18 protein-coding genes and 1 pseudogene are annotated in these 24,471 nt (G+C 75.4%); 2 read left to right on the top strand and 17 right to left on the bottom strand.

What is annotated here, in order from left to right; translation table 11 throughout:
* Positions 1 to 51 precede the first annotated feature (51 nt).
* From ffh to ACHZ99_RS24890, 5 genes are all read right to left on the bottom strand, one after another.
* Positions 52 to 1,608: a signal recognition particle protein gene (ffh, locus tag ACHZ99_RS24910; protein ID WP_420306956.1), complete on the bottom strand. Its 1,557-nt coding sequence runs from the start codon at positions 1,606 to 1,608 to the stop codon at positions 52 to 54.
* Between the two features lie 124 nt (positions 1,609 to 1,732).
* Positions 1,733 to 4,972, bottom strand: a complete 3,240-nt coding sequence (locus ACHZ99_RS24905; RefSeq protein WP_420306955.1) for a [protein-PII] uridylyltransferase — start codon at positions 4,970 to 4,972, stop codon at positions 1,733 to 1,735.
* 304 nt (positions 4,973 to 5,276) lie between these two features.
* Entirely contained in the window at positions 5,277 to 5,615 is a 339-nt protein-coding gene (locus ACHZ99_RS24900; protein ID WP_027771544.1) for a P-II family nitrogen regulator, read from the bottom strand.
* Complete coding sequence (locus ACHZ99_RS24895; RefSeq protein WP_420306954.1) at positions 5,612 to 6,928, bottom strand: ammonium transporter; 1,317 nt, start codon at positions 6,926 to 6,928, stop codon at positions 5,612 to 5,614. Before ACHZ99_RS24895 ends, ACHZ99_RS24900 begins: the two co-directional genes overlap by 4 nt.
* A 259-nt stretch (positions 6,929 to 7,187) precedes the next feature.
* Entirely contained in the window at positions 7,188 to 8,696 is a 1,509-nt protein-coding gene (locus ACHZ99_RS24890) for a hypothetical protein (protein WP_420306953.1), read from the bottom strand.
* 400 nt (positions 8,697 to 9,096) lie between these two features.
* Here ACHZ99_RS24890 and ACHZ99_RS24885 point away from each other — a divergent pair, with 400 nt between their 5' ends.
* Positions 9,097 to 9,786, top strand: coding sequence for a bifunctional DNA primase/polymerase (locus tag ACHZ99_RS24885; RefSeq protein ID WP_420306952.1), 690 nt, complete (start codon positions 9,097 to 9,099; stop codon positions 9,784 to 9,786).
* Positions 9,787 to 9,892: 106 nt separating this feature from the next.
* On the opposite strand, the gene ftsY is transcribed toward ACHZ99_RS24885, so the two are convergent.
* From ftsY to ACHZ99_RS24865, 4 genes and pseudogenes are all read right to left on the bottom strand, one after another.
* Positions 9,893 to 11,113, bottom strand: coding sequence for a signal recognition particle-docking protein FtsY (gene ftsY, locus ACHZ99_RS24880; RefSeq protein ID WP_420306951.1), 1,221 nt, complete (start codon positions 11,111 to 11,113; stop codon positions 9,893 to 9,895).
* Positions 11,114 to 11,195: 82 nt separating this feature from the next.
* Positions 11,196 to 14,768 (bottom strand): chromosome segregation protein SMC, encoded by a 3,573-nt coding sequence (smc, locus tag ACHZ99_RS24875; protein WP_420306950.1) that lies wholly within the window; start codon positions 14,766 to 14,768, stop codon positions 11,196 to 11,198.
* Between the two features lie 244 nt (positions 14,769 to 15,012).
* On the bottom strand, positions 15,013 to 15,213 hold the full coding sequence (locus ACHZ99_RS24870) for a hypothetical protein (RefSeq protein WP_420306949.1): 201 nt from the start codon (positions 15,211 to 15,213) through the stop codon (positions 15,013 to 15,015).
* A 290-nt stretch (positions 15,214 to 15,503) separates the two neighbouring features.
* Positions 15,504 to 15,782, bottom strand: a pseudogene (locus tag ACHZ99_RS24865) (acylphosphatase); the annotation flags it as partial.
* Between the two features lie 141 nt (positions 15,783 to 15,923).
* Between ACHZ99_RS24865 and ACHZ99_RS24860 the strand changes: the two are divergent.
* The gene (locus tag ACHZ99_RS24860) at positions 15,924 to 16,898 is read left to right on the top strand and encodes a CAP domain-containing protein (RefSeq protein ID WP_420306948.1); all 975 of its coding nucleotides are present in this window, start codon (positions 15,924 to 15,926) and stop codon (positions 16,896 to 16,898) included.
* Between the two features lie 9 nt (positions 16,899 to 16,907).
* On the opposite strand, the gene mutM is transcribed toward ACHZ99_RS24860, so the two are convergent.
* The 8 genes from mutM to recG form a co-directional block, all read right to left on the bottom strand.
* Entirely contained in the window at positions 16,908 to 17,762 is an 855-nt protein-coding gene (gene mutM, locus ACHZ99_RS24855) for a bifunctional DNA-formamidopyrimidine glycosylase/DNA-(apurinic or apyrimidinic site) lyase (protein ID WP_420306947.1), read from the bottom strand.
* 7 nt (positions 17,763 to 17,769) lie between these two features.
* Positions 17,770 to 18,669 carry a ribonuclease III gene (rnc, locus tag ACHZ99_RS24850; RefSeq protein WP_420306946.1) on the bottom strand — a complete coding sequence of 300 codons (900 nt, stop codon included), beginning with the start codon at positions 18,667 to 18,669 and terminating at the stop codon, positions 17,770 to 17,772.
* Between the two features lie 18 nt (positions 18,670 to 18,687).
* Positions 18,688 to 18,861: a 50S ribosomal protein L32 gene (gene rpmF, locus ACHZ99_RS24845; RefSeq protein WP_018844671.1), complete on the bottom strand. Its 174-nt coding sequence runs from the start codon at positions 18,859 to 18,861 to the stop codon at positions 18,688 to 18,690.
* 2 nt (positions 18,862 to 18,863) lie between these two features.
* Positions 18,864 to 19,481 carry a YceD family protein gene (locus ACHZ99_RS24840; protein WP_420306945.1) on the bottom strand — a complete coding sequence of 206 codons (618 nt, stop codon included), beginning with the start codon at positions 19,479 to 19,481 and terminating at the stop codon, positions 18,864 to 18,866.
* 172 nt (positions 19,482 to 19,653) lie between these two features.
* Positions 19,654 to 20,880: a cell division initiation protein gene (locus tag ACHZ99_RS24835; RefSeq protein WP_420306944.1), complete on the bottom strand. Its 1,227-nt coding sequence runs from the start codon at positions 20,878 to 20,880 to the stop codon at positions 19,654 to 19,656.
* A gap of 24 nt (positions 20,881 to 20,904) precedes the next feature.
* Positions 20,905 to 21,384 (bottom strand): pantetheine-phosphate adenylyltransferase, encoded by a 480-nt coding sequence (coaD, locus tag ACHZ99_RS24830; protein ID WP_420307009.1) that lies wholly within the window; start codon positions 21,382 to 21,384, stop codon positions 20,905 to 20,907.
* 80 nt (positions 21,385 to 21,464) lie between these two features.
* The gene (gene rsmD / locus ACHZ99_RS24825) at positions 21,465 to 22,040 is read right to left on the bottom strand and encodes a 16S rRNA (guanine(966)-N(2))-methyltransferase RsmD (protein WP_420306943.1); all 576 of its coding nucleotides are present in this window, start codon (positions 22,038 to 22,040) and stop codon (positions 21,465 to 21,467) included.
* Positions 22,041 to 22,167: 127 nt separating this feature from the next.
* Entirely contained in the window at positions 22,168 to 24,444 is a 2,277-nt protein-coding gene (gene recG / locus ACHZ99_RS24820) for an ATP-dependent DNA helicase RecG (protein ID WP_420306942.1), read from the bottom strand.
* Between the last annotated feature and the right edge of the window lie 27 nt (positions 24,445 to 24,471).

Here is a 24,471-nt window from a genome sequence, read left to right as displayed (position 1 = left end):
GGCGGAAGGTACCGGTTTACGGGCCGCCCGCCGCCCGCCCGGCGGGCGCCGTCAGAGCAGCTTCTTGAACTCGTCCGGCAGCTCGAAGTCCTGCGGGGACTCGTCCGCGCCGCCGCCGAACGGGCTGCCCGCGCCGGCCGCCCGGCGCTCGGCCGCGGCCTGCTCGTCGGCCTTGCGCTTCATCGGATTGCCGCTGCGCTGGCGCCCCTTGGCCTTCTTCTGCTGCTTGCCCTTGCGCTTGCCGCCGGCGCCACCGCCCGCGCCCGGCATCCCGGGCATGCCCGGCATCCCCGGGACGCCGCCGCCCTGGGCCATCTTCGACATCATCTTGCGCGCCTCGAAGAACCGCTCCACCAGGTTCTTCACCGCGCTGACCTCGACGCCCGAGCCGCGCGCGATACGGGCCCGGCGGGAGCCGTTGATGATCATCGGGTCGTGCCGCTCCCCCGGCGTCATCGACTTGATGATCGCGGCGGTACGGTCCACGTCCCGCTCGTCGAGGTTGTTGATCTGCTCCTTCATCTGGCCCATGCCGGGCATCATGCCGAGCAGCTTGGAGATGGAGCCCATCTTGCGGACCTGCTCCATCTGGGCCAGGAAGTCGTCGAGGGTGAACTCCTTCGGGCCCTTCGCCAGCTTGGCCGCCATCTTCTCGGCCTCTTGCTGGCTGAAGGTCTGCTCCGCCTTCTCGATCAGCGACAGCATGTCGCCCATGCCGAGGATGCGGGACGCCATGCGGTCCGGGTGGAACGCGTCGAAGTCGTCCAGCTTCTCGCCGTTCGAGGCGAACATGATCTGCTTGCCGGTGACCTGCGCGATCGACAGCGCGGCGCCGCCGCGCGCGTCGCCGTCGAGCTTGGAGAGCACGACGCCGTCGAAGCCGACGCCGTCGCGGAACGCCTCCGCGGTGCTGACGGCGTCCTGGCCGATCATCGCGTCGACGACGAAGAGGATCTCGTCGGGGCCGACCGCGTCCCGGATGTCGGCGGCCTGCTGCATCATCTCGGCGTCGACGCCGAGCCGTCCGGCGGTGTCGACGATGACGACGTCGTACTGCTTGTCGCGGGCGTGGGTGATCGAGTCCTTCGCGACCCGCACCGGGTCGCCGACGCCGTTGCCCGGCTCGGGCGCGAAGACGGCGACGGACGCGCGCTCGCCGACGACCTGCAACTGGTTGACGGCGTTGGGGCGCTGGAGGTCGGCGGCGACGAGCATGGGCGTGTGGCCCTGGCCCGCCAGCCACGTGCCGAGCTTGCCCGCGAGGGTCGTCTTGCCCGCGCCCTGGAGCCCGGCGAGCATGATCACGGTCGGCGGGTTCTTGGCGAACCGGAGCCTGCGGGTCTCGCCGCCGAGGATGCCGACGAGCTCCTCGTTGACGATCTTGATGACCTGCTGGGCGGGGTTGAGCGCCTGGGAGACCTCCGCGCCCAGCGCGCGCTCCTTGACCTGCTTGATGAAGGCCCGCACCACGGGCAGCGCGACGTCCGCCTCCAGAAGGGCGACGCGGATCTCCCGCGCGGTGGCGTCGATATCCGCCTCGGACAGCCGGCCTTTCCCGCGGAGGGTCTTGAACGTACTCGCCAGGCGGTCGGAAAGAGTGTCGAACACGGCGCTCGTCGGTCCTCAGGTCGGGGGCGGAGGCAATCGCGCCCTCTAGGGTATCCGGCGCGCGGGACAAACAACCTCGCCAGGGGCAAAGCCCGGGCAGGACGGTGGGCGGCGCACGCCCGGCTCAGCCGCTCAGCGCCGCCTCCACCGCCCGCGCCACCGCGCCGGCCGCCGGATCCGCGAGCGGGCGGCCGGCGGCGTCGGTGACGTAGAAGGCGTCGACGGCGTTGGCGCCCAGGGTGCTGACGTACGCGCCGCGCACCTGCACGCCGGCCGCCTCCAGCGCGCGGCCGATGCGGTGGAGCAGACCGGGGGCGTCCTGGGCGCGGACCTCGATGACGGTGGCCAGCTCGGAGCTGCCGGCGGCGACGGTGACGCGGGGCGGCGGGGCGGGGGTGCCGCGGCGCCGCGGGCGGTACGCCCGCTCCCGCTCGGCGAGGCGGGCGGGGACGTCGAGGGTGCCGTCGAGGACGCGCAGGAGGTCGGCGCGGAGGCGGTCGGGGGCGGGGAGGGAGCCGAACTCGGCGGCGACGCGCCAGGTGAGGAGGAGGACGTGGGGGGCTGATTCGGGGGCGGCAGGGTCGGCAGGGTCGGCAGGGGCGGTCGGGGCAGCGGCGGACGCCGGGGGCGGGGTGCCTTGCGGGGTCTCCGGCGCGGGCGGGGCGGCGTCGGCCACGCCCGGGGGCAGCCGCAGGGGGCGCAGCTCCGCGGTGCGTACGGTCAGCCGGTGCAGCGCCAGTACGCCCGCGAGCGCCGGCAGGACGCCCGGCCGGTCGGGGACGGCCACGAGCAGCTCCACGCCCAGCGGCAGCGGACCGGCCTGCTCCGTACCGCCCGCGCCCCCGTCCGCCGTCCCGCCCGCGTCCGGCTCCGGCGGCTCCTCGGCCCTCGCCCGCACCGCCAGCGCCGGTCCACGCGTACGCCACGCCTCGACCGCCAGCCGCTCCTCCTCCGCCCCCGGGACCCGTACGGCCCGCTCCCCCACCGGCCCGCCGGCCCGCCCCCCGGCCAGCGCGCCGTCCACCCGCCGGGCCAGGTCGGCGACCAGCGCCGCCCGCCAGGTGCTCCACGCCGCCGGCCCGGTGGCCAGCGCGTCGGCCTCGGTGAGCGCGTGCAGCAGCTCCAGCGTGCCGCGCCCGCCGACGGCGTCGGCCACGAGCCGTACGGTCGCCGGGTCGTCCAGGTCGCGGCGGGTGGCGGTCTCCACGAGCAGCAGGTGGTGGCGGACGAGAGCCGCGACGACGTCGACGTCGGCGGCGGGGAAACCGATGCGGCGGGCCGTGTCGCGCGCGATGGTCTCGCCGGTGACGCTGTGCCCGCCGGGGCCGTCCGGCCAGCCCTTGCCGATGTCGTGCAGCAGCGCGGCGACCAGCAGCAGGTCCGGCCGGCCGACGCGGCGGGTCAGCGCCGCGGCGCGTACCGCCGTCTCGACGAGGTGCCGGTCGACGGTCCAGCGGTGCACGGGGTTGCGCTGCGGGCGGCAGCGCACCCGCTCCCAGTCGGGCAGCAGCCGGGTGACGAGCCCCGCCGCCTCCAGGCTCTCCCACACCGGCACCGTGGCCGCGCCGGCGCCGAGCAGCGTCACCAGTTGCTCGCGCGCCTCGTCCGGCCACGGCACGGGCAGCGGCGGCGCCTGCGCGGCCAGCAGCCGCACGGCGTGCAGCGACAACGGCAGCCCCGCCTGCGCGGCGGCCGCCGCGGCGCGCAGCGGCAGCACGGGGTCGCGGGCGGGGCGGGCGGTACGGGCGAGGACGACCTCGCCGTCCTGCTCGACAACGCCGTCCGCGAGCGGGGTGCGGGCGGCCGGGCCGCGCCGGGCGGAGCGGGGGGCGCCGCCGAGGAGCCCGCGCAGGCGGGCGGGGCCGCGCCGGCCGCCGCGGGCGCGCAGGACGCGGTCGACCTCGCGCCAGGTGACGTCGGTGGCGTACGCAATGGTGCGGGCGGCCTCGTAGACCTCACGCAGGAGGGTGTCGGAGTCGAGGAGGCCGAGCGCTTCGGCGACCTGGTCCTGCTCCTGGAGGGCGAGGCGGTCGGTGGCGCGGCCGGTGGTCAGGTGCAGCGCGTCGCGGGTGTCGAGGAGCCGGGCGCGGGCGCGGTCCAGGCCCGCGCGGGGGGCGTCGGCGAGCCAGGAGGCGGCGACGGCGCGCAGGGCGGTGGCGTCGCGGAGGCCGCCGCGGGCCTCCTTGAGGTCCGGCTCCAGGAGGAACTGCAGCTCGCCGTGGCGCTCGGCGCGCTCCCGGCCGAGTTCGCGCAGCTCGGGGAGGCGGCGGGCGGCGCGGTTGCGCCAGTCGGCGAGGACCGCGGTGCGCAGCGCGGCGGTGAGCGCGGCGTCGCCGGCGAGGTGGCGGGCGTCGAGGAGGCCGAGGGTGACCTTGAGGTCCTCGCCGGCGGTCCTGAGCGCCTCGGCGGGGGTGCGGACGGAGTGGTCGAGGGCGAGGCCCATGTCCCAGACGGGGTACCAGAGGCGGTCGGCGAGGGCGGCGAGCGCGGCGGGGCGGAGAGTGCCGTCGTGGAGGAGGAGCAGGTCGAGGTCGCTACGGGGGGACAGCTCGCCGCGGCCGTAGCCACCGACGGCGAGAAGCGCGACACCGCGGACGCCGCGGCCGTCACGGGCGCCGTGGACGTCGCCGGGGGCGCCGCCGTCACCAGGGACGCGGCCGTCACCGGGGGCGACGCGGGTGGGACGGACGTCTCCGGGGCGGTGGGGCCGCAGGTCGCCACGGACGGTGAGGGCGTCCCCGGAGGCGCGGAGGTCGCCGGGGACGCGGGGGTCGCGGCCGTCGCCAGGGACCCGGCCGTCGCCAGGGACGCGGCCGTCAACGGAGACGCGGCCGTCACCGGGGACGCGGACGTCGCCGGGGTCGCGGACGTCGCCGGACGGGCCGGGGGCGGGGGTTCCGTCGGCGTCACCGGCTGCGGCGGCCCCGTCGCCGGACTCGGCGCGCCCGCGGCGCCCGCGGTCGCCGTCCCGACGCCGTGCGGGTCCGCCGGGCCCGTCGCCGCCCGTCGCCCCGTGGAACAGCCCGGCCAGCCACCGGTCGGTGGCCCGCGCCAGCGCGGCCCGCCGGGCGGCGCCGCCCTCGGTGCCGAGCAGCCGCACGCGGGCCGCGGCGTAGGTCTCCCCGGCCTGCGCGGCGCCGGGTTCGCCGGACTCCGGCGCGACGGACGGCGCGTACGCCCCGGGTGGTGCGCCATCGACACCGGCGTCGCCCCGTGCGGCCGCCCGTGCCCCCGCAGCGCGCTCACCCGGCTCCGTACCGCCCCCGCCCGGGCCTCCCGGCGCCGGGTCCGCGGCCCCCGGTGCCGTGCCCCCGTCGAGCGCGTCCGCCGCGGGCTCACCCGCCGCGCCGTCCACCCGCGCCACGGCCCGACCGCCGGGCGCGACCCGCGCGCGCTCCCCCGGCGCTCCGGGGACCGGCCCCGCCGCCCCGCCGGCGCCACCGCCGGCGTGCGCGCCTCCCGGGGGCGCCCCCCGTGACGCCCCCGGGGCGCCCGGCCGGGGTCCGGCCTGCGCCGCTTCCCCGCCCGCGCGTACGGGCTCGCCCGGTCGTCCGCCCGGCTGTTCTCGTCCGGTCTCCGTCACCCACGTACTCCCGCCAGTTGGTCCGCCCGCGCCCCGGCCCGCCGCGGGCGGGCCGGGCGCGGGCCGGGGGTCGCCGACCGCGAGGTCAGAGCGCGTCGGGGCCGCGCTCGCCCGTCCGTACGCGCACCGCCGTGTCCACCGGCACGCTCCACACCTTGCCGTCGCCGATCTTGCCGGTCCGCGCGGCCTTCACCACGACCTCCACCAGCTGCTCGGCGTCGTCGTCCTCCACCAGCACCTCGATCCGCACCTTCGGTACGAGGTCCACGGTGTACTCCGCGCCCCGGTACACCTCGGTGTGCCCGCGCTGCCTGCCGTACCCGCTGGCCTCCGTGACCGTCAGCCCCTGCACCCCGAAGGCCTGGAGCGCCTCCTTCACCTCGTCCAGCCGGTGCGGCTTGATCACTGCCGTGATGAGCTTCACGCGTCCACCCTCTTCTCCGCGGCCGCCGGCGCGGCCGCCCTCTCCGTACCCGCGGCACCCGGCACCGGCGCCGCCGACGCCGCCGAGCCGACCCCGCTGAAGTCGTACGCGCTCTCCGCGTGCTGCGACCGGTCGACGCCCGCGAGTTCCTCCTCCTCGCCGACCCGGAAGCCCACCAGCCGGTCGATGCCCTTGGCAAGGAGCCAGGTGACGGCGAACGTGTACACGAGCACCACGCCCGCGCCCGCCGCCTGCCGGCCGAGCTGCTCCAGACCGCCGCCGTAGAACAGGCCGACGTCGTCGATGGCGAAGAAGCCGATCGCCAGGGTGCCGACGATCCCGCCGACCAGGTGGACGCCGACGACGTCGAGCGAGTCGTCGTAGCCCAGCTTGTACTTCAGGCCCACGGCCCAGGCGCAGACGACGCCCGCGCCGACCCCGACGGCCAGGGCGCCCACGGCGTTCACGGACGCCCCGGAGGGGGTGATGGCCACCAGCCCGGCGATGGCGCCGGAGGCGGCGCCGAGCATGGTGACGGAGCCGTGGCGCACCTTCTCGTAGATCAGCCAGCCGACGACCGCGGCGCCCGTGGCGACCTGGGTGTTGAAGAGCATCGTCGCGGCGACGCCGTCGGCGGCCAGCTCGGAGCCGGCGTTGAAGCCGAACCAGCCGAACCACAGCAGCGCGGCGCCCAGCAGCACGAAGGGCAGGTTGTGCGGCCGCATCGGGTCCTTCTTGAAGCCGATGCGCTTGCCCACCACCAGGACGGCGGCCAGCGCCGCGATCCCGGCGTTGATGTGCACGGCGGTGCCGCCGGCGAAGTCGATGGCCTTGATGTCGCCGTTCAGGCCGATGAAGCCGTCCGGGCCCCAGACCCAGTGGGCGACGGGGAAGTAGACGACCGTGACCCACAGGGCGACGAAGAGGGTCCAGGCGGTGAACTTCACCCGGTCCGCGAGGGCGCCGCTGATCAGGGCCGGGGTGATGATGGCGAACATCAGCTGGAAGGCCGCGAAGGCCAGCACCGGGATGCCCTCGTCGCCGCCCGTCAGGGTGTCGGGGGTGATCTCCGCCATCCCCACGTGGTCGAGGTTGCCGAGGACACCTCCGCCGATGTCGTCGCCGAAGGTGAGGCTGTAGCCGTAGAGCACCCACAGGACGCTGACGACGCCGAGCGAGATGAAGCTCATCATCAGCATGTTCAGGGTGCTTTTGACCCGGACCATGCCCCCGTAGAAGAAGGCAAGACCGGGCGTCATCAACATGACCAGCGCCGCGCTGATCAGGACGAATGCGGTATCAGCGCCATTCAACGTCGCGTCTCCTTAAGCGTGTCGGCCCGTGCGGGGCCCGGGTGGGCCGACGGGTGGGGGCCGGAATGCGCAAGAGGTTCGCGTAACGGGGTTTCCGCCACCGCCCCCGGGTGTTTCGGGGGCGTGACGAAGACCTCGGGGGTGTTACGGGGCGGTGAACTGCGCGTGGGCGCGGGGCGGCACGGTTATTCTCGGGGCCGCATCACGGGGGCGGCCCGTCCGGGGGACGGGCCGGGTGGCCTGGAAGCCGCGGGCGCGGTCAGCCGGCGGCTTCCAGGGTCTCCGGCAGCTCGCGGGCGAGCCGGTCGGCGAGGTCGGCGACCTCGCCCACGGCGCCGTAGCTGCGGACGGCGTTGTCGACGGTCTTCCGCAGCCGGGTGTTGACCCGTTCGGAGCGCACCTGCCGGGCGACCGTCAGGGCCTCGCCGGCGCACGAGGCGCACCGCTCGGGCTGCTCTTCCAGCAGGTGAACGGTGGCGAGGCCGACGAGGTTCAGCGCGTACGAGCGGCGGCGCTCGGCGTCGGCGGCGAACAGTTCGACGGCGCGCGTCATGACGGGCCGGGCGAGGGCGGCGTAGGTGGGGCTGCGGCCGGCGACGTAGGCGAGGTCGCGGTAGGAGTGGGCGTTCTCGCTGTGCAGTTCGGCCTCGGAGAAGAAGCGGATCCAGTCGGGCTCGGCGCGGCCGTGGTCGATGTCGGTGAAGTAGTCCTCGGCCGTGCGGACGGCGCGGTGGCAGCGGTCGGGGCGGCCGAGGTTGGCGTACGCGCGGGCCTCCATCGCATACAGCATCGACTGGGTACGGGCCGTGGCGCTGTCGCGGCTGCCGTACTGCGCGAGGTGGATCAGCTCCAGGGCGTCGTCGGCGCGGCCGAGGTGGATCATCTGGCGGGCCATGCTGGACAGGACGTACGCGCCGAGGGGCGGGTCGCCGGCCTCCTTGGCGGCGTGCAGGGCGAGGACGAAGTACTTCTGGGCGGTGGGCTGGAGGCCCACGTCGTAGCTCATCCAGCCGGCGAGCTGGGCGAGTTCGGCGGTGATACGGAACAGCCGCCCGGCGACGGCGGGCGGGGGCCGCTCCTGGAGCAGGTCGGTGATCTCGTGCAGCTGGCCGACGACGGCCTTGCGGCGCAGGCCGCCGCCGCACTGGGCGTCCCACTGGCGGAACTTGGCGGTGGTGGTCTCCAGCAGGTCCAGCTCGGGGCCGGAGAGCCGGAGGGGGGCGGGCGCGGCGGAGGCGGCGGGGGGCGCCGGCGGCGCGGCGGGCGCAGGGGCGGCGGGGGGCTGCGCCCAGCGCTGCATGGGCTCGACGAGCACGGGGCCCGCGGCGACGTTCAGCGAGGTGCCGAGGAAGCCGCGGCGGGCCAGCATGAGGTCGCCGCGGGTGAACTCGCCGATCTGCTCGACGGTCTCCGCGGCGGTCCAGGGCAGGTCGACGCCGGAGACGGCGGGGCGGGGGCGGGCGGCGTGCAGGCCGAGCTGGTCGACGCCCAGGGCGCAGCCGAAGCGCTCGGAGAACAGCTCGGAGAGGATCCGCGGGATCGGCTCGCGCGGCTGCTCGCCGTCGAGCCAGCGGCGGACGCGGGAGGTGTCGGTGCTGATGTGGTGCGCGCCGAGCCGGCGGGCGCGGCGGTTGACCTGGCGGGCCAGCTCGCCCTTCGACCAGCCGCTGCGCATGAACCAGGAGGTCAGCTCCTCGTTGGGGCTCTTGCCCGCGCCGCCGGCACCGGTCCGGCTGCCGCCCGTGCCGTCCAACTCCAACGCCCCCATCCCGCCTCGGCCGTCGTGGTGCCCCGGATTATCCCCGGAACCCGAGCCCCCCAAGCCCGTCGGGAATCCCTGCCGTTGGCATATCCACATGTCGCATGCCGCCGCCGCTGGCACCGAAAGTAATCCTACGATCACCGTTCCGCGAGCGTGATTCAGGAAACGCCACCATTCGCCACCCCTACGAGTGAACACCGCGTCTCGGACGCGCGGTTGACTTGACGAGGGACGACACCGCAAGAGGCGGAGTGGTGTTCGGCCGGGCGCGCGCCGCGGGCCACGCTACCCCCGGGCGCGCCATCACACCCCGGACACTCCTCCCCGACAACACAGTGTTACCAGCAAACTGCTGTGAGTGAGACGGGTGCGGTAACCCATCGCACCGCGAGCAGTTGGAGGGGGCATGGGCTTCACGATCGGCGGCATCCGCGGCCGACGCGACATCGGGTCCGTCCGGCGCGCCCGTACGTCCGCCGGACATCCGGCGACGGCCGTGGCGGAGTACACCGGGCTGTGGGGCTGGGACGTGCTGCCCGGCGCGCCCCTCGTGCGCGCCCCCGGCGGCGGGCGCGTCTGCTCCTGCGCCGCGGGCGCCGTCTGCCCCGCCCCCGGCGAGCATCCGCTGCCCGACGCCCGCCCGGTCCCCGCCGGCACCCCGCTGGACGAGGTGACGGACGCCTGGGCGGACCCGCCCGGGGCCGCGGTGCTGCTCCCGGTGGGCCGGGCGTTCGACGCCCTGGAGGTCAGCGCCGCCGCCGGGCGGCGGGCGCTGCCCCGGCTGGAGCGGATGGGGCTGCCGCTCGGCCCCGTCAGCGTCGCCCCGGACGGCCGGGCGCACTTCTTCGTCGCCCCCGGCGCCGCCGCCGAGCTGCCCCGGCTGCTGTACCGCATGGGCTGGGACGGCGCCCGGCTCGACCTGCGCGGCCTCGGGCGGGGCGACCATCTGCTCGCCCCGCCCTGCGACCTGCGCGGTCTCGGTCCGGTGCGCTGGCTGCGGCCGCCGACGCTGGACACGGCGGGCGGCCCGCCGCCGGCGCGGCTGCTGCTGGGCACGCTCGCCTACGCGCAGAGCTGCTGGCTCCGCTCCGGCTGACACCAACGGCGGGCCGGGGCAATGCCGCGGCGGAGCGCCGCCCGCGGGAGCAACGCCGCGGCGCCGGGGCCCGCCCCGGCGCCGCGCGGACCGGCCCGCGTCCGGCTCAGTCGCCGACCAGCGCGTCCACGAACGCCTCCGGCTCGAACGGCGCCAGGTCGTCCGCGCCCTCGCCCAGGCCCACGAGCTTGACCGGCACGCCCAGCTCCCGCTGCACCGCGATCACGATGCCGCCCTTGGCGGTCCCGTCCAGCTTCGTCAGCACCAGCCCGGTGATGTCCACGACCTCCGCGAAGACCCGCGCCTGCACCAGCCCGTTCTGCCCCGTGGTCGCGTCCAGCACCAGCAGCACCTCGCCGACCGGCCCGTGCTTCTCCACCACCCGCTTGACCTTGCCCAGCTCGTCCATGAGCCCGGTCTTGGTGTGCAGCCGCCCGGCGGTGTCGATGAGCGCCACGTCGGCGCCCTCGTCGATCGCCTCCTTCACCGCGTCGTACGCGACCGACGCCGGGTCGCCGCCCTCCGGCCCGCGTACGGTACGGGCGCCGACCCGCTCGCCCCACGTCTGGAGCTGGTCGGCGGCGGCGGCCCGGAAGGTGTCGGCGGCGCCGAGCACCACGGACTTGCCGTCCGCGACGAGCACCCGCGCCAGCTTGCCGGTGGTGGTGGTCTTGCCGGTGCCGTTCACGCCGACGACCAGCACGATCCCCGGCACCTCCGCCCCCTCGGGGCCGACGGACTCGGCGGTGTGGACCGTACGGTCGGCGTCCGTGCCGACCAGCGTCAGCAGCTCCTCGCGCAGCAGCGTGCGCAGCTCCTCGGGGGTGCGCGTGCCGAGCACCTTGACGCGCTCGCGCAGCCGCTCCACCAGCTCCTGCGTGGGCTGCACGCCGACGTCGGCGGTCAGCAGCGTGTCCTCGATCTCCTCCCAGGTGTCGTCGTCGAGGTGTTCGCGGGAGAGCAGGCCGAGCAGCCCCTTGCCGAGGGAGTTCTGCGAGCGGGCCAGCCGGGCGCGCAGCCGTACGAGCCGGCCCGCCGACGGGGCGGGGACCTCCGGCTCCGGCGGCGCCACCGGCTCCGGCGGCTCGGCGACGGCGGTGCCGGCCGGGGCGCCCTCGTCGGGCAGGCCCACCTCCTCGATGGTCCGGCGCCGCTCGTCGCTGGGCTCCCCCGCCTCGTCGCCGACCTGTGGCTCGGCGGGGGTCCGGGCGCCGGGCGACGGCGGCGGCGGGGTGACCTGCTTCCGGCGGCGGGAGCCGACGACCAGGCCGCCCGCGGCGAGGACTGCGACGACGGCAATGGCGATGACGATGAGGATGATGTCCATAACGCCCCCAGTATCGCCCGCCCGCGCGGTGTGCGCGGCACCCCCGCCCGCTTCGGGCCCGTAACGGAGCGGACCGGCCGGTTCAGCTGAGCCGCTGGCTGATCACCTTGGAGACGCCGTCGCCCTGCATGGAGACGCCGTAGAGGACGTCGGCGACCTCCATCGTGCGCTTCTGGTGCGTGATCACGATGAGCTGCGAGGTGCGCTGCAACTCCTGCATCAGCCGCACCAGACGCTGGAGGTTGGTGTCGTCGAGGGCGGCCTCGACCTCGTCCATGACGTAGAACGGGCTCGGCCGGGCCATGAAGATCGCCACCAGCATCGCCACCGCCGTCAGCGACCGCTCGCCGCCGGACAGCAGCGACAGCCGCTTGACCTTCTTGCCCGGCGGGCGCGCCTCCACCTCCACGCCGGTGTGGAGCATGTCGTCCGGGTCGGTGAGGACCAGCCGGCCCTCGCCGCCGGGGAAGAGGCGGGAGAAGACGCCCTCGAACTCGCGGGCGGTGTCGTGGAAGGCCTCGGTGAAGACCTGCTCGACGCGCTCGTCGACCTCCTTGACCACCTGGAGCAGGTCGGCGCGGGTGCGCTTGAGGTCGTCGAGCTGCTCGGTGAGGAACTTGTGCCGCTCCTCCAGCGCCGCGAACTCCTCCAGCGCCAGCGGGTTGACCTTGCCCAGCTTGGTGTACGCGCGCTCCGCGGCCTTCAGCCGCTTCTCCTGCTCGGCGCGCACGTACGGCCGCGGCTGGTTGCGCGGGTGCTCCGGGTCCTCGGGCAGCTCCTCGCCCTCCGCGGGCAGCGACGGCGGCACCGGCTGGTCCGGCCCGTACTCCGCCACCAGGTCGGCGGGCTCGACGCCCAGCTCCTCCAGCGCCCGGCCCTCCAGCTGCTCGATGCGCAGCCGCTTCTCCGCGCCCAGCACCTCGCCGCGGTGGACGGAGTCGGTCAGCTTGTCCAGCTCGTCGGCCAGCTCGCGGGAGAGCCGGCGCTGCCGCCCCAGGTCCTGTTCGCGCGCGGCGCGGGCCTGCTCGGCGGCGGCGCGCTCCTCCTCGGCGCGGGCGAGGGAGACCTCGACGTGCGCGAGGAGCTGCCGGGCGCCGGCGGCGACCGCGGTGGCGACGGCCGCCTCGTGGCGCAGCCGGGCGCGGCGCCGCTCGGCGCGGGTGCGCGCCTCGCGCTCGGCGCGGGCGGCGCGGTCGAGCCCGTCGGCGCGGCCGGCCAGTCCCTTGACGCGCTCCTCGTGGGTACGGACCTGGAGCCGGGCCTCCATCTCGGTCTGCCGGGCGTTGGCGCCGTCGGCGGCGAGCCGGTCCCGCAGGGAGGTGTCCGAGCCGTCGTCGCCGTCGTCGGCGGCGCCGGCCTCCTCCTCGGCGGTCTCCAGCTGCGCCGCCAGCTCCTCGGCCTCGGCGTGCGCGCGGGCGAGGGCCTCCTCGGCGCGGGCGGCCGCGGCGGTGCTGCGGTCGGCCTCGCCGGCGGCGGCGCGGGCCTGGCCGGCGAGGCGGCCCAGCTCGCCGGCGACGCGGGACTTCTCGCGGTCCGCGGCGCTGCGCCGGCCGCCCAGTTCCTCGACGAGCGCGGCGCACTCGGCGCGGCGGGCGGCGGCGGCCTCCTGCCGCTCGGCCAGCCGCGCGCAGCGGCCGTCCAGCTCGGTCAGCTCGGCCGCCGCCTCGTCGACGGACGCCTGCACCTCCAGCAGGCTGGGGGCGCCGGCGGAGCCGCCGTGGGCGAAGTGGCCGCCGAAGACGTCGCCCTCGCCGGTGACGGCGGTCAGCTCCGGCCGGGCGGCGACCAGCTCCTCGGCCTCCTCCAGGGTGGCGACGTGGACGGTACGGGCCAGCAGCCGGCGGACGGCGGGCAGCAGCGGGTCGGGGCCGGTGACGAGCGCGGCGAGGTGGCGGGCGCCCGGCGGGAGCGCGCCGTCGGGCTGCGGCTCGTACGGGGCGTCGCCGATCAGCAGCGCGGCCCGCCCGGCGTCGTGCTTGCGCAGCAGCCGCAGCGCGTCGGCCGCGGCGGCGGGGCCGGTCACGGCGAGGGCGTCGGCGGCGGCGCCGAGGGCGGCGGCGACGGCGACCTCGTACCCGGGGGCGACGGTGAGCAGTTCCGCGGCGGGGCCGAGCACGCCGGTGAGCTTGTCGCGGGCCTGGAGCAGGGTGCCGGTGCCGTCCTTGCGGCGCAGCCCGAGGGCGAGGGCGTCGCGGCGGGCGGTGGTGGCGGCGCGGGCGCGCTCGGCCTCGGCGGCGGCGTCGCGGGCGGCGGTCAGCTCGGCCTCGGCGGCGGTCAGCGCGCTCTTCGCCGCCTCCTGCTCGTCGGCCAGCCGGCCGTCGTCCGCGGACAGCCCGTCGACCTCGGCCCGCAGCGTCTCGTACGCCTCCTGGGCGGCCGCGGCCCGCTCCCGGGCCTCGTCGCGCGCGGTGGCGAGCCGGTCGATCTCGGCCTGCGCGGAGGCGGCGCGGCCGCGGGCGGCGGTGGCCTTGCCGCTGAGCCGGGCGAGCCGTTCGCGGCGGTCGGCGACGGCGCGGGCGGCGTCCTTCAGCCGCCGCTCCTCGGCGGCGAGTTCCCGCTCCAGCTCGGCGCGGTGGGCGACGGTGTCCTCCAGCGCCAGCTGCGCGGCCTCCAGGGCGGCTTCGAGCTCGGCCTCCTGCTCGCGGATGCGCTGCGCCTCGCGCTCCAGGTCCTCGGGGTCGCGCCCGCGGCGCTCCTCCTCGGGGGCGGCGGTGGCGTGCTTGGCGCGGGCGTCGGCGAGGCTGACGGTGCCGCGGACGCGCTCGGCGAGCTGGCCGAGCTCGTGCCAGGCGCCCTGCGCCGCGGTGAGCCGGGGGGTGAGGGCGCGTACCTCCTCCTCCAGGGCGGCCTCGCGGGTGCGGGCGGCGGCCAGCTCCGCCTCGGCGGCCTCTTTGCGCTCCTTCAGCGCCGCCTCGTCGGCGATCTCGGCGGCGAGCGCGGCGCGCAGGGTGACGAGGTCGTCGGCGAGCAGCCGGAGCCGGGCGTCGCGCAGGTCGGCCTGGATGACGGCGGCGCGGCGGGCGACGGCGGCCTGCCGGCCGAGCGGCTTGAGCTGGCGGCGCAGTTCGTCGCTGAGGTCCTGGACGCGGGCGAGGTTGGCCTGCATCGCGTCCAGCTTGCGCAGCGCCTTCTCCTTGCGCTTGCGGTGCTTGAGGACGCCGGCGGCCTCCTCGATGAAGGCGCGGCGGCCGGAGGGGTCGGCGTGCAGGACGGAGTCGAGCTGGCCCTGGCCGACGATGACGTGCATCTCGCGGCCGATGCCGGAGTCGGAGAGGAGTTCCTGGATGTCGAGGAGGCGGCAGGTGTCGCCGTTGAGCTGGTATTCGCTGCCGCCGCCTTTGAACATCGTCCGGGTGATGGTGACTTCGGAGTAGTCGATGGGCAGCGCGCCGTCGGAGTTGTCGATCGTGAGCGAGACCTCGGCGCGGCCGAGCGGCGGGCGGCCGGTGGTGCCGGCGAAGATGACGTCCTCCATCTTGCCGCCCCGCAGGGACTTCGCCCCCTGCTCCCCCATCACCCAGGACAGCGCGTCCACCACGTTGGACTTTCCGGAGCCGTTCGGGCCGACGACGCAGGTGATACCCGGCCCGAAGCGGAGGGTGGTGGCGGAGGCGAAGGATTTGAACCCCCGGAGCGTGAGGCCCTTCAAGTGCACTGGCGAGCTCTCCTCCGGCGACGAAACATGTGCCGGAGACTCTATCGCGCAAGCCGGTTTCACTGGGTAACCGCCGGGGCACATCAATTACTGAGCATCACCCCGGTGCGCCGGCTTCGGGGACGGGTTCCCTGCTCGGGGATCCGTGAGACCGGTGGAGAAACGACGAAGGGACGCCGTTAAGCGTCCCTTGACAGTTATCTCAAGCGGTTGAGGTGCAGACCTGACGGATGGTGCGGGAATGTCAGGTGAGCGCAGGCTCCGCCTGGGATACGTCGAGCAGTGACTCGCTGTTGTGAGCAGCGGCGGCGGCGAGCATGTCGTTCTCGGCCTGGACGCGGACGAGTTCCGACTCCAGGTCCTGGACACGCTGCTGCAGCCGTCGCATCTCGGCGAGGAGTCGCGGGTCAGAGCCGCCGACGTAACCGAGAAGCGCCTTTGCCATGATGAAAGGTCCTCCACACTGAGTGACCGACCGAGCGGTGTGGGTCGTGAGGGATTCGCACCCGCGTGTCTGCCCATGGCACAAACAGCTAGGGTGCGCGGGGCTTCAAGCGTCTCACCAAATAGTTTGACGGTCAACACGATCACACCCCGCATCGGGTGCGGCCACGGCGAAACGCCGGCCGCGGGGGTGGCGGGACCCGTCCGGGGTGAGAGCTTCGCACGCAAGGAAGCCCTTGGCAACCCGCTGGTCGCCACCGCCGGACCAGCCCTTATGGCGGAGTGTGCTCTGCGGATCGCGAATGAGTGATATCCGCCCCGCGGCTCGTCCCATATCTCCGTCACCCCGGAGACCCGGCCGGGCGTGTCGCCGGAGCGCAGCCACTCCAGCAGCTCCCGGCACCGCTCGCGCGGGCCCTCGGCGACGACCTGCACGCGGCCGTCCGCGAGGTTGGCGGCGAACCCGTCGAGGCCGCCGATCTCCAGCGCCCGGGCCCGGGTGAACCAGCGAAAGCCGACCCCCTGGACCGCGCCGCGCACCCAGGCCGTCATGCGGACGTCGTTGCTCATGGGACGCACGCTATCCGGACGATCGGCCCGCGGGCCCGTGCGGGGCGGGGGGCATGGCGTACAGTCTGCCGACAGTAAGTCACCCGTGTGGGTGATGTGAACGTGTGAAGCCGTTGTCGTCGGACGTGAGGGGTCAGCCGGATGGGCCGCCACAGACGCTCACAGCCCCAGCCCCAGCCCGCCGCCGTACGCCGCCGGGACGCACCCGGCGCCTACGGCGGCGACGAGGTGTACGGCACCGGCCGGCCCCGCGGGCAGCACCGCAAGCAGAGCCCGGCCCGGGCCGGGATGCTCGGCACGTCGGCGGCGCTGGCGGTGGGCGCGGTGGCGATGGCCTCCGGGGTCCTCGGCAACGGGTTCGACCTCGACCGCGGCACCGGCGGCCCCGCCGGGCACGTGGAGGCGGGCGATCCGCCGTCGCCGAGCACGCAGGGCGGCTCGGAGCTGCCGACCCTGGAGGCGTCGCCGTCCGCGAGCGGCGGCTCGGACCGGCCGGAGAGCCCGACGCCGGACGGCAAGAAGGCCGCCGGCAAGGACGGCGGGAAGGACGCGGACGGCCGCGAGTCGAAGAGCGCCTCACCGTCGACCACGGCGCCCGAGCGCGAGCCCTCGAAGTCGGCGGAGCCGTCGTCCGCGTCCCCGGACCCGTCCCGTACGGAGTCGGAGTCGCCGACCCCGACGAGGACCGAGACCTCGGAGCCCACCCGCAGCTCGAAGCCGCCCGCCACGGCCGACGCGGCCACCGCCGCGGAGGCGGAGGTGCTGCGGCTGGTCAACCAGGAGCGCGCGCAGGCGGGCTGCCGCCCGCTGACGAACGACCCGGAGCTGGCGAAGCTGGCCGGCGACTACAGCCAGGACATGGCCGAGCGCGGCTTCTTCGACCACACCGACCCCGACGGCGACGACCCGTGGGACCGCGCGCAGGAGTACGGCATCTCGGACCTCGGCGGCGAGAACATAGCCCGCGGCCAGGCCGACGCGCGGGCGGTGATGGACGCCTGGATGAACAGCGAGGGCCACCGCGCCAACATCCTGAACTGCGACTTCCGCACCCTGGGCGTCGGCGCCCACTTCGCCGGCGGCGGCCCCTGGTGGACGCAGAACTTCGGCTTCTGAGACGCCGCGTCAGCGGCGCGGGGGGCGCTGGCAGCGCGGGCAGAAGTAGCTGGAGCGGTTCATCCACGGGCGGCGGCGGATCGGGGAGCCGCAGCGGCGGCAGGGTTCGTCCTCGCGGCCGTACGCGTCCAGCGAGCGGGCGAAGTAGCCGGACTCGCCGTTGACGTTCACGTAGAGGCTGTCGAAGCTGGTGCCGCCGACCTCCAGCGCGGCGCCCAGCACCGCCCGGACGTGCCCGAGGAGTTCGGCGGTGCGGGGGCGGGTGAAGCCGGCGGTGGGGCGCTCGTAGTGGAGGCGGGAGCGCCACAGGGCCTCGTCGGCGTAGATGTTGCCGACGCCGCTGATCAGCGACTGGTTCAGCAGCGCCCGCTTGATCGTGGTGCGGCTGCCGCGCAGCGCCGCGTGGAACGCCGCGTCGTCGAACGCCGGGTCCAGCGGGTCCCGGGCGATGTGCGCGAGGACGTCGGGCAGCCCCTCGGCGGCGTTCGGGTGCAGCGACAGGCCGCCGAAGGTGCGCTGGTCGACGAAGCGCAGCTCGGTGCCCGTCGCGTCCGCGAAGCGGACCCGGATCCGCAGGTGCTTCTCGTCCGGGGCGGCCTCCGGCTGGACCAGCAGCTGGCCGCTCATGCCGAGGTGCGCCAGCACCGACTCCGGACCGTCCGCCAGCGGCAGCCACAGGTACTTGCCGCGGCGCCTCGGCTCCCCCAGCGGGTGCCCCGCCAGCCGGGCGGCGAAGTCGGCTCCGCCGGCGGGGTGCCGGCGTACGGACCGGGGGTGCAGCACGTCGACCGACGCCACCGTCCGGCCCGCGACCCACTTCGCCAGCCCGCGGCGCACCACCTCGACCTCCGGCAGCTCCGGCATCGGCGGGCTACCGGTCGGCGGCCTGCGCGGCGGGGCCCGCCGCGGCGTCCCCGTCCGCACGGTCCGGCGCGACCGCCGGCGCGGCCTCCGGCGCGTCCGCCGCGGCGGTCGCCGGCGCCGCGGAGCCGTTGCTCCCCGCCGCGCCGTCCTGGCCCGCCCCGGCCGCGGCGTCCGCGCCCGCCGCGCTGATCGCGCGCCACGCGGTGTCCGCCGCCTGCTGCTCCGCTTCCTTCTTGCTGCGGCCGGTGCCGGTGCCGTACGTGACACCACCGACGCGGGCGGCAGCCGTGAAGGTCTTCTCGTGGTCCGGGCCGGTCTCGCTGACCAGGTACTCCGGCACGCCCAGCCCTCTGGCGGCGGTCAGCTCCTGGAGCGAGGTCTTCCAGTCGAGGCCCGCCCCGAGGTTCGAGGACTTCTCGATCAGCGGGTCGAAGAGCCGGTGCACCAGCTCCGACGCCGCGTCGAGTCCCTTGTCCAGATAGACCGCGCCGATGACGGCCTCCAGCGTGTCCGCGAGGATCGACGCCTTGTCCCGGCCGCCCGTGCCCTCCTCGCCCCGGCCCAGCCGGATGAACGCGCCGAGGTCGAGCCCGCGGCTCACCTCGGCGAGCGCACGCGAGTTGACCACCGCGGCCCGCAGCTTGGCCAGCTGCCCCTCGGGCAGATCGGGGTGGCCGCGGAACAGCGTGTCGGTGACCACCAGGCCGAGCACCGAGTCCCCGAGGAACTCCAGCCGCTCGTTGGTGGGCAGACCGCCGTTCTCGTACGCGAACGAGCGGTGGGTCAGGGCACGCACCAGAAGGGCGGGCTCGAGTTCGTACCCGAGCCGCCCTTCCAGGATCTTGGGGGACGAGGCCGTATCCGGATGTCCAGCCGGCGCTTTCCGCGGCGTAGTGGCATCTGACATGAGCCTTCTCCCCGTCGCTCAGACCTCGAGGACCTGGCGGCGGTTGTACGTGCCGCAGTTCGGGCAGGCGATGTGCTGCTGCTTCGGCTCGTGGCAGCGCTCGCACGCCACCAGGTGCGGGACCGCAGCCTTCCACTGCGACCGGCGGTGGCGCGTGTTGCTGCGCGACATCTTCCGCTTCGGAACGGCCACGGCTACTTCTCCTGCTTCTCGCCGGCGCCGTCGTCAGCGCCGTTCGGGTCGTCCTTCTCGCCGTCCGGGACGGTTTCGGCGAGTCCCTGCAACGCCGCCCACCGGGGGTCGACGACGTCGTGGCGGTGGTCCGGGTCGTCCGCGAGCCGCGCCCCGCAGTCGGGGCACAGGCCCGGGCAGTCCTCCCGGCACACCGGCTGCAGCGGCAGTGCGAGCACCACCGCGTCACGCAGCTCCGGTTCGAGGTCGAACAGGTCGTCCTCTAGGTAGAGCGTCTCCTCCTCCGCGTCCGCCTCCTCGGCGTCCGCGCCGGAGGCGCCGCCGCGGGCCACGCGGCCCCGGGCGTCGGTCTCCGGGTAGGAGTACATCTCCTGGAAGTCCACTCGGAGATCCTGCCCGAGCGGCTCCAGACACCTTACGCACTCGCCCGTCGCCCGCGCCCGGGCGGTGCCCGTGACGAGTACGCCCTCCATCACGGACTCCAGCCGCAGCTCCAGCTCGACGGGGTCGTCCTCCGGCACGCCCACCACCTCGTTGCCGAGGTTCTTCGGCGCCGGCACGGTGCGGGTCAGCCGCTTGAGCGTACCGGGACGGCGGCCCAGGTCCCGTGTGTCGAACACGAGCGGGGCGCGGTGGTCCGGATGGGCTTTCAGGGCTTTCCTGCTTTCGTGCACCCTGCGCGTGACGGGCAGGGACGGGCGCGGTGCGGTAGGGCGAGGATCCAGAATACTTCAGGCCCCGCCCAGGACCCAATCCGGGCGCTGCCCCGCCGCCGGGGGGACCGGCGGCGGCTCAGCGGCCGCGGTCGTCGTACTGCCGCAGCTGCGTCATGTCGATCATGCTGGTGTCGAAGAGGCTCGTCTCGTCCAGCGCGGCCGGTGCCGGGGTGTAGCCGCCCTGCTGCGGCGGGTGCGCCTCGTCCTGGCCGTACGGCACCTGCCCCGGCTGGGCGGCGTCGGGGTACGCGCCGGGCGGGGCCTGCTCCGGCTGCCCGGCCGGCTGCGGCCAGCCGTAGCCGGGGTCGGGCTGCTGGTAGCCCTGCTCGTAGCCCTCCTGGTAGCCGTGCTGGTAGCCGGGGGTGCCCTGGCCGTAGTCCGGCTGCGGGTAGTCCGGCTGCTCCGGCTGCGGGTAGCCGTGCTGGGCGAAGCCCTGCGCGGCCGCGGCGGCGCCGTCGGTGCCGTCGTAGTACGCCGCGGCGGCGGGCTGGGGGACGGCCTGCGGCCGGGCGGCGGGCTGCGGGACGCCGGGCTGCTGGTGCGCCGCGCCGGGCGGCGGGCCGTCGGCGAGCTCGGCCAGCTCCGCGAGGTAGCTCTCGTCGGTGCCGGCGCGTGCGCCGGCCTGCCCGAAGGTCTCGCCGAGCTGGTCCGTGGGCCGCGCGCCCTGGAGCTTCTGCCGGCCCCGGCCGACCGCCTCCAGGGTCTTGGCCAGCACCGACTGGAACGCCTGGAACTGGGCGTCGACGTAGTCGTCGGCGCGCCTGCGCTGCTCCTGCGGGTCCGCGCTGCGCTCCGGCGCCGCGTCGGGGCCCTCGTCCCGGCCCGCCGCGTCGAAGCCGTGCGGGTCGTCGTAGCCGGGGGCGCGGCCCAGCAGCTTGTCCCGGCCGCGGTCGACCGAGCCGATGGTCTTGGTGAGGACGACCTCGAAGTTGGCGAGCTTGCTGTCGACGTAGTCGTCGGCCTCGACGCTGATCTGCTCGGCCTCCTGCCGGGCCTCGCCGAGGATCCGGTCGGCCTCGGCCTGGGCGCGCCGGGCCACTTCCGTGTCGGAGATCAGCGCGCTGCGCCGGTTCTGCGCCTCTTCGAGGATCTGCTCGGCCTCGCGGCGCGCGTCCTCGACCAGTTGCTCCCGCCCGCCGAGCAGCTGCTGCGCCTGGGCCAGCGACCCGGGCAGGGCCTCGCGCACCTCGTTCAGCATGCCGAGCAGCTCGGCGCGGTTGACCACGCACGACGCCGACATGGGCATGGACCGGGCGCCCTGGAGGGCCTCCGCGATCTCGTCGAGCTTCCTCTGCACGTCCATGGTTGAAGACTCTACGGCGCCCGGCTAGGAGTTGGTGAGGCGTTCGCCAAGTGCCCGGTCGACCACCGGGGGTACGAGGTGGGACACGTCGCCGCCCCAGGTGGCGACCTCTTTGACCAGGCTGGAGGAGAGGAAGCTGTAGGTCGGGTTGGTGGGGACGAAGAGGGTCTCCACGCCCGAGAGGCCGTTGTTCATCTGGGCCATCTGCAGCTCGTAGTCGAAGTCGCTGACGGCGCGCAGGCCCTTGACGATGGCGGGGATGTCGCGTTCCTTGCAGTAGTCGACGAGGAGCCCGTGGAAGCTCTCGACCGCCACGTTGCCGTACTCCGAGGTGCACTGGCGGATGAGGTCCATCCGCTCGTCGACGGTGAACAGCCCTTTCTTCGACTTGTTGATCATCACGGCGACGTGCACGACGTCGTAGAGCTTCGAGGCTCGGGCGATGATGTCGAGATGTCCGTTGGTGATGGGGTCGAAGGACCCCGGACAGACGGCGCGGCGCAACGGAGGTTCCTCGCTCTCGGGTCCGGTCGTGCGGGTCATGGGGGTTTCGGCCGGCGCGGGGCGGGGCCGGGGACGGGTGGTCATGGGGCGGGTGAGGCGGCGCGACCGTACCAGAGCGTGCCCTCGCCGTAGCGCCTGGACCGGAGCCCCTCGAACCCGTCGGGCCAGGGGAATTCGCCGCCCCGGGTGCTGCGCTCCACGGTGGCGAGCGCGCCCGGGGACAGCCAGTGGCGGGTACGGAGTGTGACGAGTATCTCGCCGACCACGGCGTCCCCGACCTCGTACGGCGGGTCGAGGAAGACCACGTCGTACGGGTCCGGGGGCGGCGGCCCGGCGACGACCTGCTCCGCGCGGGCGTTGCGCACCTCGGCGCCGGGCAGGCCGAGGGCGCGGGCGTTCTGCCGGATGACGCGGGCGGCGCGGGCGTCGGCCTCGACGAGCAGCGCGTGCCCGGCGCCGCGGGACAGCGCCTCCAGGCCGACGGCGCCGGAGCCGCCGTACAGGTCGAGGACGCGCAGGCCGTCGAGCGGGCCGAGGAGGGCCCGCCAGGTGGAGAAGAGACCCTCGCGGGCACGGTCGGACGTGGGCCGGGTGCCGGTGCCGGGCGGCACGGCCAGGCGCCGCCCGCCGGCGGTTCCGGCGATCACGCGGGTCATGGCTGCTGGGTGTCCTTGTCCTCACGGGCGCGGTCGCTCCCACGATATGCCTCCGGGGTGACGGCCGGGGTGCCGCCCGGTGGCGGGCGGGCGCCGGGCGGGCACGGCCCGTACGGCGGGCGCCGGCTCAGCCCTTGTCGAGGAACTGCTCCCGCTCGTCGTCCAGCAGGCTCGCCAGCGCGCCGCGCAGCTCCGGGTACGCGGCCAGCTCCGGGTCCGCCGCCACGAGCGCCGCGGCGGCGTCCCGGGCCTCGGCGATGACGTCCTCGTCGTCGATGACCGCCAGCATCTTCAGGCTGGAGCGCGCCCCGGACTGCGCCTGCCCCAGCACGTCGCCCTCGCGGCGCTGCTCCAGGTCGATGCGGGAGAGCCGGAAGCCGTCCTGCGTGCCGGCCACCGCGTCCAGCCGGGTCCTGGCCGGGGTGCCCTCCGGCATCTCGGTGACCAGCAGGCACAGCCCGGCGGCCGACCCGCGGCCGACCCGGCCGCGCAGCTGGTGGAGCTGGGAGACGCCGAAGCGGTCGGCGTCCATGATGACCATGACGGTGGCGTTGGGGACGTCGACGCCGACCTCAATGACGGTCGTGGCGACCAGCACGTCCACCTCGCCAGCGGCGAAGCGCCGCATCACGTCGTCCTTGGCGTCCGGCTGCATCCGCCCGTGCAGCACCTCGACCTGCAGCCCCGCCAGCGACGCCCCGGGGCCGGCGGAGAGCTGCGCGGCGACGTCGAGCACCGCCAGCGGCGGCCGCTTCTCCGCCTCGTCCTCCGGCGACGGCGGCGCGGACTTCTTCGCCCCCTTGCCTTCCTTGCCGCCCTTGGCCTCCGTCTCCTCGGCGGAGTCGCCGATGCGGGGGCAGACGACGTACGCCTGGTGGCCGCCCTCGACCTCCTCCCGCACCCGTTCCCAGGCGCGGGAGAGGAAGTGCGGCTTGTCGGCGGCCGGCACGACGTGGCTGGCGATCGGCGAGCGGCCGGCCGGGAGCTGGTCGAGGACGGAGGTCTCCAGGTCGCCGAAGACCGTCATCGCGACCGTGCGCGGGATGGGCGTGGCGGTCATGACCAGCAGGTGCGGCGTGCGCTTGTCGTCGCCGCGGTTGCCCTTCGCGCGCAGCGCGTCCCGCTGCTCGACGCCGAAGCGGTGCTGCTCGTCGACGACGACCAGGCCGAGGTCGTGGAACTGCACCTTGTCCTCGATGAGCGCGTGCGTGCCGACGACGATCCCGGCCTCGCCGGTGGCCAGGTCGAGCAGCGCCGCGCGGCGCGCCGCCGCGCCCGAGGAGCCGGTGAGCAGCACGACCTTCGTGCCGTGCTCGGCGCCGCCGAGGAGTCCGGCCTCGGCCAGCTCGCCCATCATCGACGTGATCGACCGGTGGTGCTGCTGCGCCAGCACCTCGGTCGGCGCGAGCAGCGCCGCCTGGCCGCCCGCGTCGACGACGGCGAGCATCGCGCGCAGCGCCACGAGCGTCTTGCCGGAGCCCACCTCGCCCTGGAGCAGCCGGTGCATCGGGTGGTCGGTGGCCAGGTCGGCGAAGACGTCGGCGGAGACCGCCCGCTGGCCGTCGGTGAGGGTGAACGGCAGCCGGGCGTCGAAGTCCGCGAGCAGCCCCTCGGCGGGCGCGGCCCGCGGCACGGCGGGCAGCTGCCCGTCCGCATGCCGCCGCCGGGCCAGGGCGACCTGGAGGACGAACGCCTCGTCCCACTTCAGCCGCTCCCGGGCGGCCCACAGGTCGGCCCTGGTCTTCGGCCGGTGCACCTTCAGCAGCGCCTCGCGCAGCGGTACGAGCCCGCGCTCGGCGCGCAGCGCGGCGGGCAGCGGGTCGGCGACGCCCTCCCAGCCGGTGGCCTCCAGGCCGTCCAGCACGGTGTCGACGGCCTGCTGGAGCTGCCAGGAGGCGAGCTGCCGGCAGGCCGGGTACAGCGGGAGCAGCTTGTTCGCCCACTCGTCGGCGGCGGCGTCCTCGCCGGGGCGGTCCTCGCCGGCCAGCGGCTTGTAGTCGGGGTGGGCGAGCTGCCGCTTGCGGTTGAAGACGGTCACCTTGCCGGCGAAGAGGGCGCGGCGGCCGGGCAGCAGCTCCTTCTGCGGGTGGTACGCGCCGCGGCCGAAGAAGACGAGCGTCAGCCGGCCGCTGCCGTCGGTGATGACGACTTCCAGCCGGCGCCCCCGGCCCGTGCCGAGCATGCCGGCCTTCTCCACCCGCGCGACGACCGTGACGTGCTCGTCGACCTCCAGGTCGGCCAGCCGGGTCAGCTCGCCGCGCTCGGCGTAGCGCCGCGGGTAGTGGTGCAGCAGGTCGCCGACGGTGTGCAGCCCGAGGTGCTCCGCCATCGCCTTGGCGGTCCGGTCGCCGACGGACTTCTTCAGGGACTCTTCCAGCACGGACACGCGTCCATTGCACACCATCGGGCCGACAGAGCGTGGAAACCGCTG

The sequence above is a fragment of the Streptomyces sp. MAR4 CNX-425 genome (genome assembly GCF_048656465.1).
Lineage (GTDB): Bacteria > Actinomycetota > Actinomycetes > Streptomycetales > Streptomycetaceae > Streptomyces.
Note: the sequence above shows the minus strand (reverse complement) of the source record. Positions and strands in the feature narration are given on the sequence as shown.

Coding starts and splice junctions, on each gene's coding strand:
- ACHZ99_RS24870 (WP_420306949.1), bottom strand. CDS start 15,213: ATGGCAAAGGCGCTTCTCGGTTACGTCGGCGGCTCTGACCCGCGACTC.
- ACHZ99_RS24890 (WP_420306953.1), bottom strand. CDS start 8,696: ATGGGGGCGTTGGAGTTGGACGGCACGGGCGGCAGCCGGACCGGTGCC.
- rsmD (WP_420306943.1), bottom strand. CDS start 22,040: ATGACCCGCGTGATCGCCGGAACCGCCGGCGGGCGGCGCCTGGCCGTG.
- ACHZ99_RS24835 (WP_420306944.1), bottom strand. CDS start 20,880: ATGGACGTGCAGAGGAAGCTCGACGAGATCGCGGAGGCCCTCCAGGGC.
- mutM (WP_420306947.1), bottom strand. CDS start 17,762: ATGCCGGAGCTGCCGGAGGTCGAGGTGGTGCGCCGCGGGCTGGCGAAG.
- rnc (WP_420306946.1), bottom strand. CDS start 18,669: ATGTCAGATGCCACTACGCCGCGGAAAGCGCCGGCTGGACATCCGGAT.
- ACHZ99_RS24885 (WP_420306952.1), top strand. CDS start 9,097: ATGGGCTTCACGATCGGCGGCATCCGCGGCCGACGCGACATCGGGTCC.
- recG (WP_420306942.1), bottom strand. CDS start 24,444: ATGGTGTGCAATGGACGCGTGTCCGTGCTGGAAGAGTCCCTGAAGAAG.
- ftsY (WP_420306951.1), bottom strand. CDS start 11,113: ATGGACATCATCCTCATCGTCATCGCCATTGCCGTCGTCGCAGTCCTC.
- ACHZ99_RS24860 (WP_420306948.1), top strand. CDS start 15,924: ATGGGCCGCCACAGACGCTCACAGCCCCAGCCCCAGCCCGCCGCCGTA.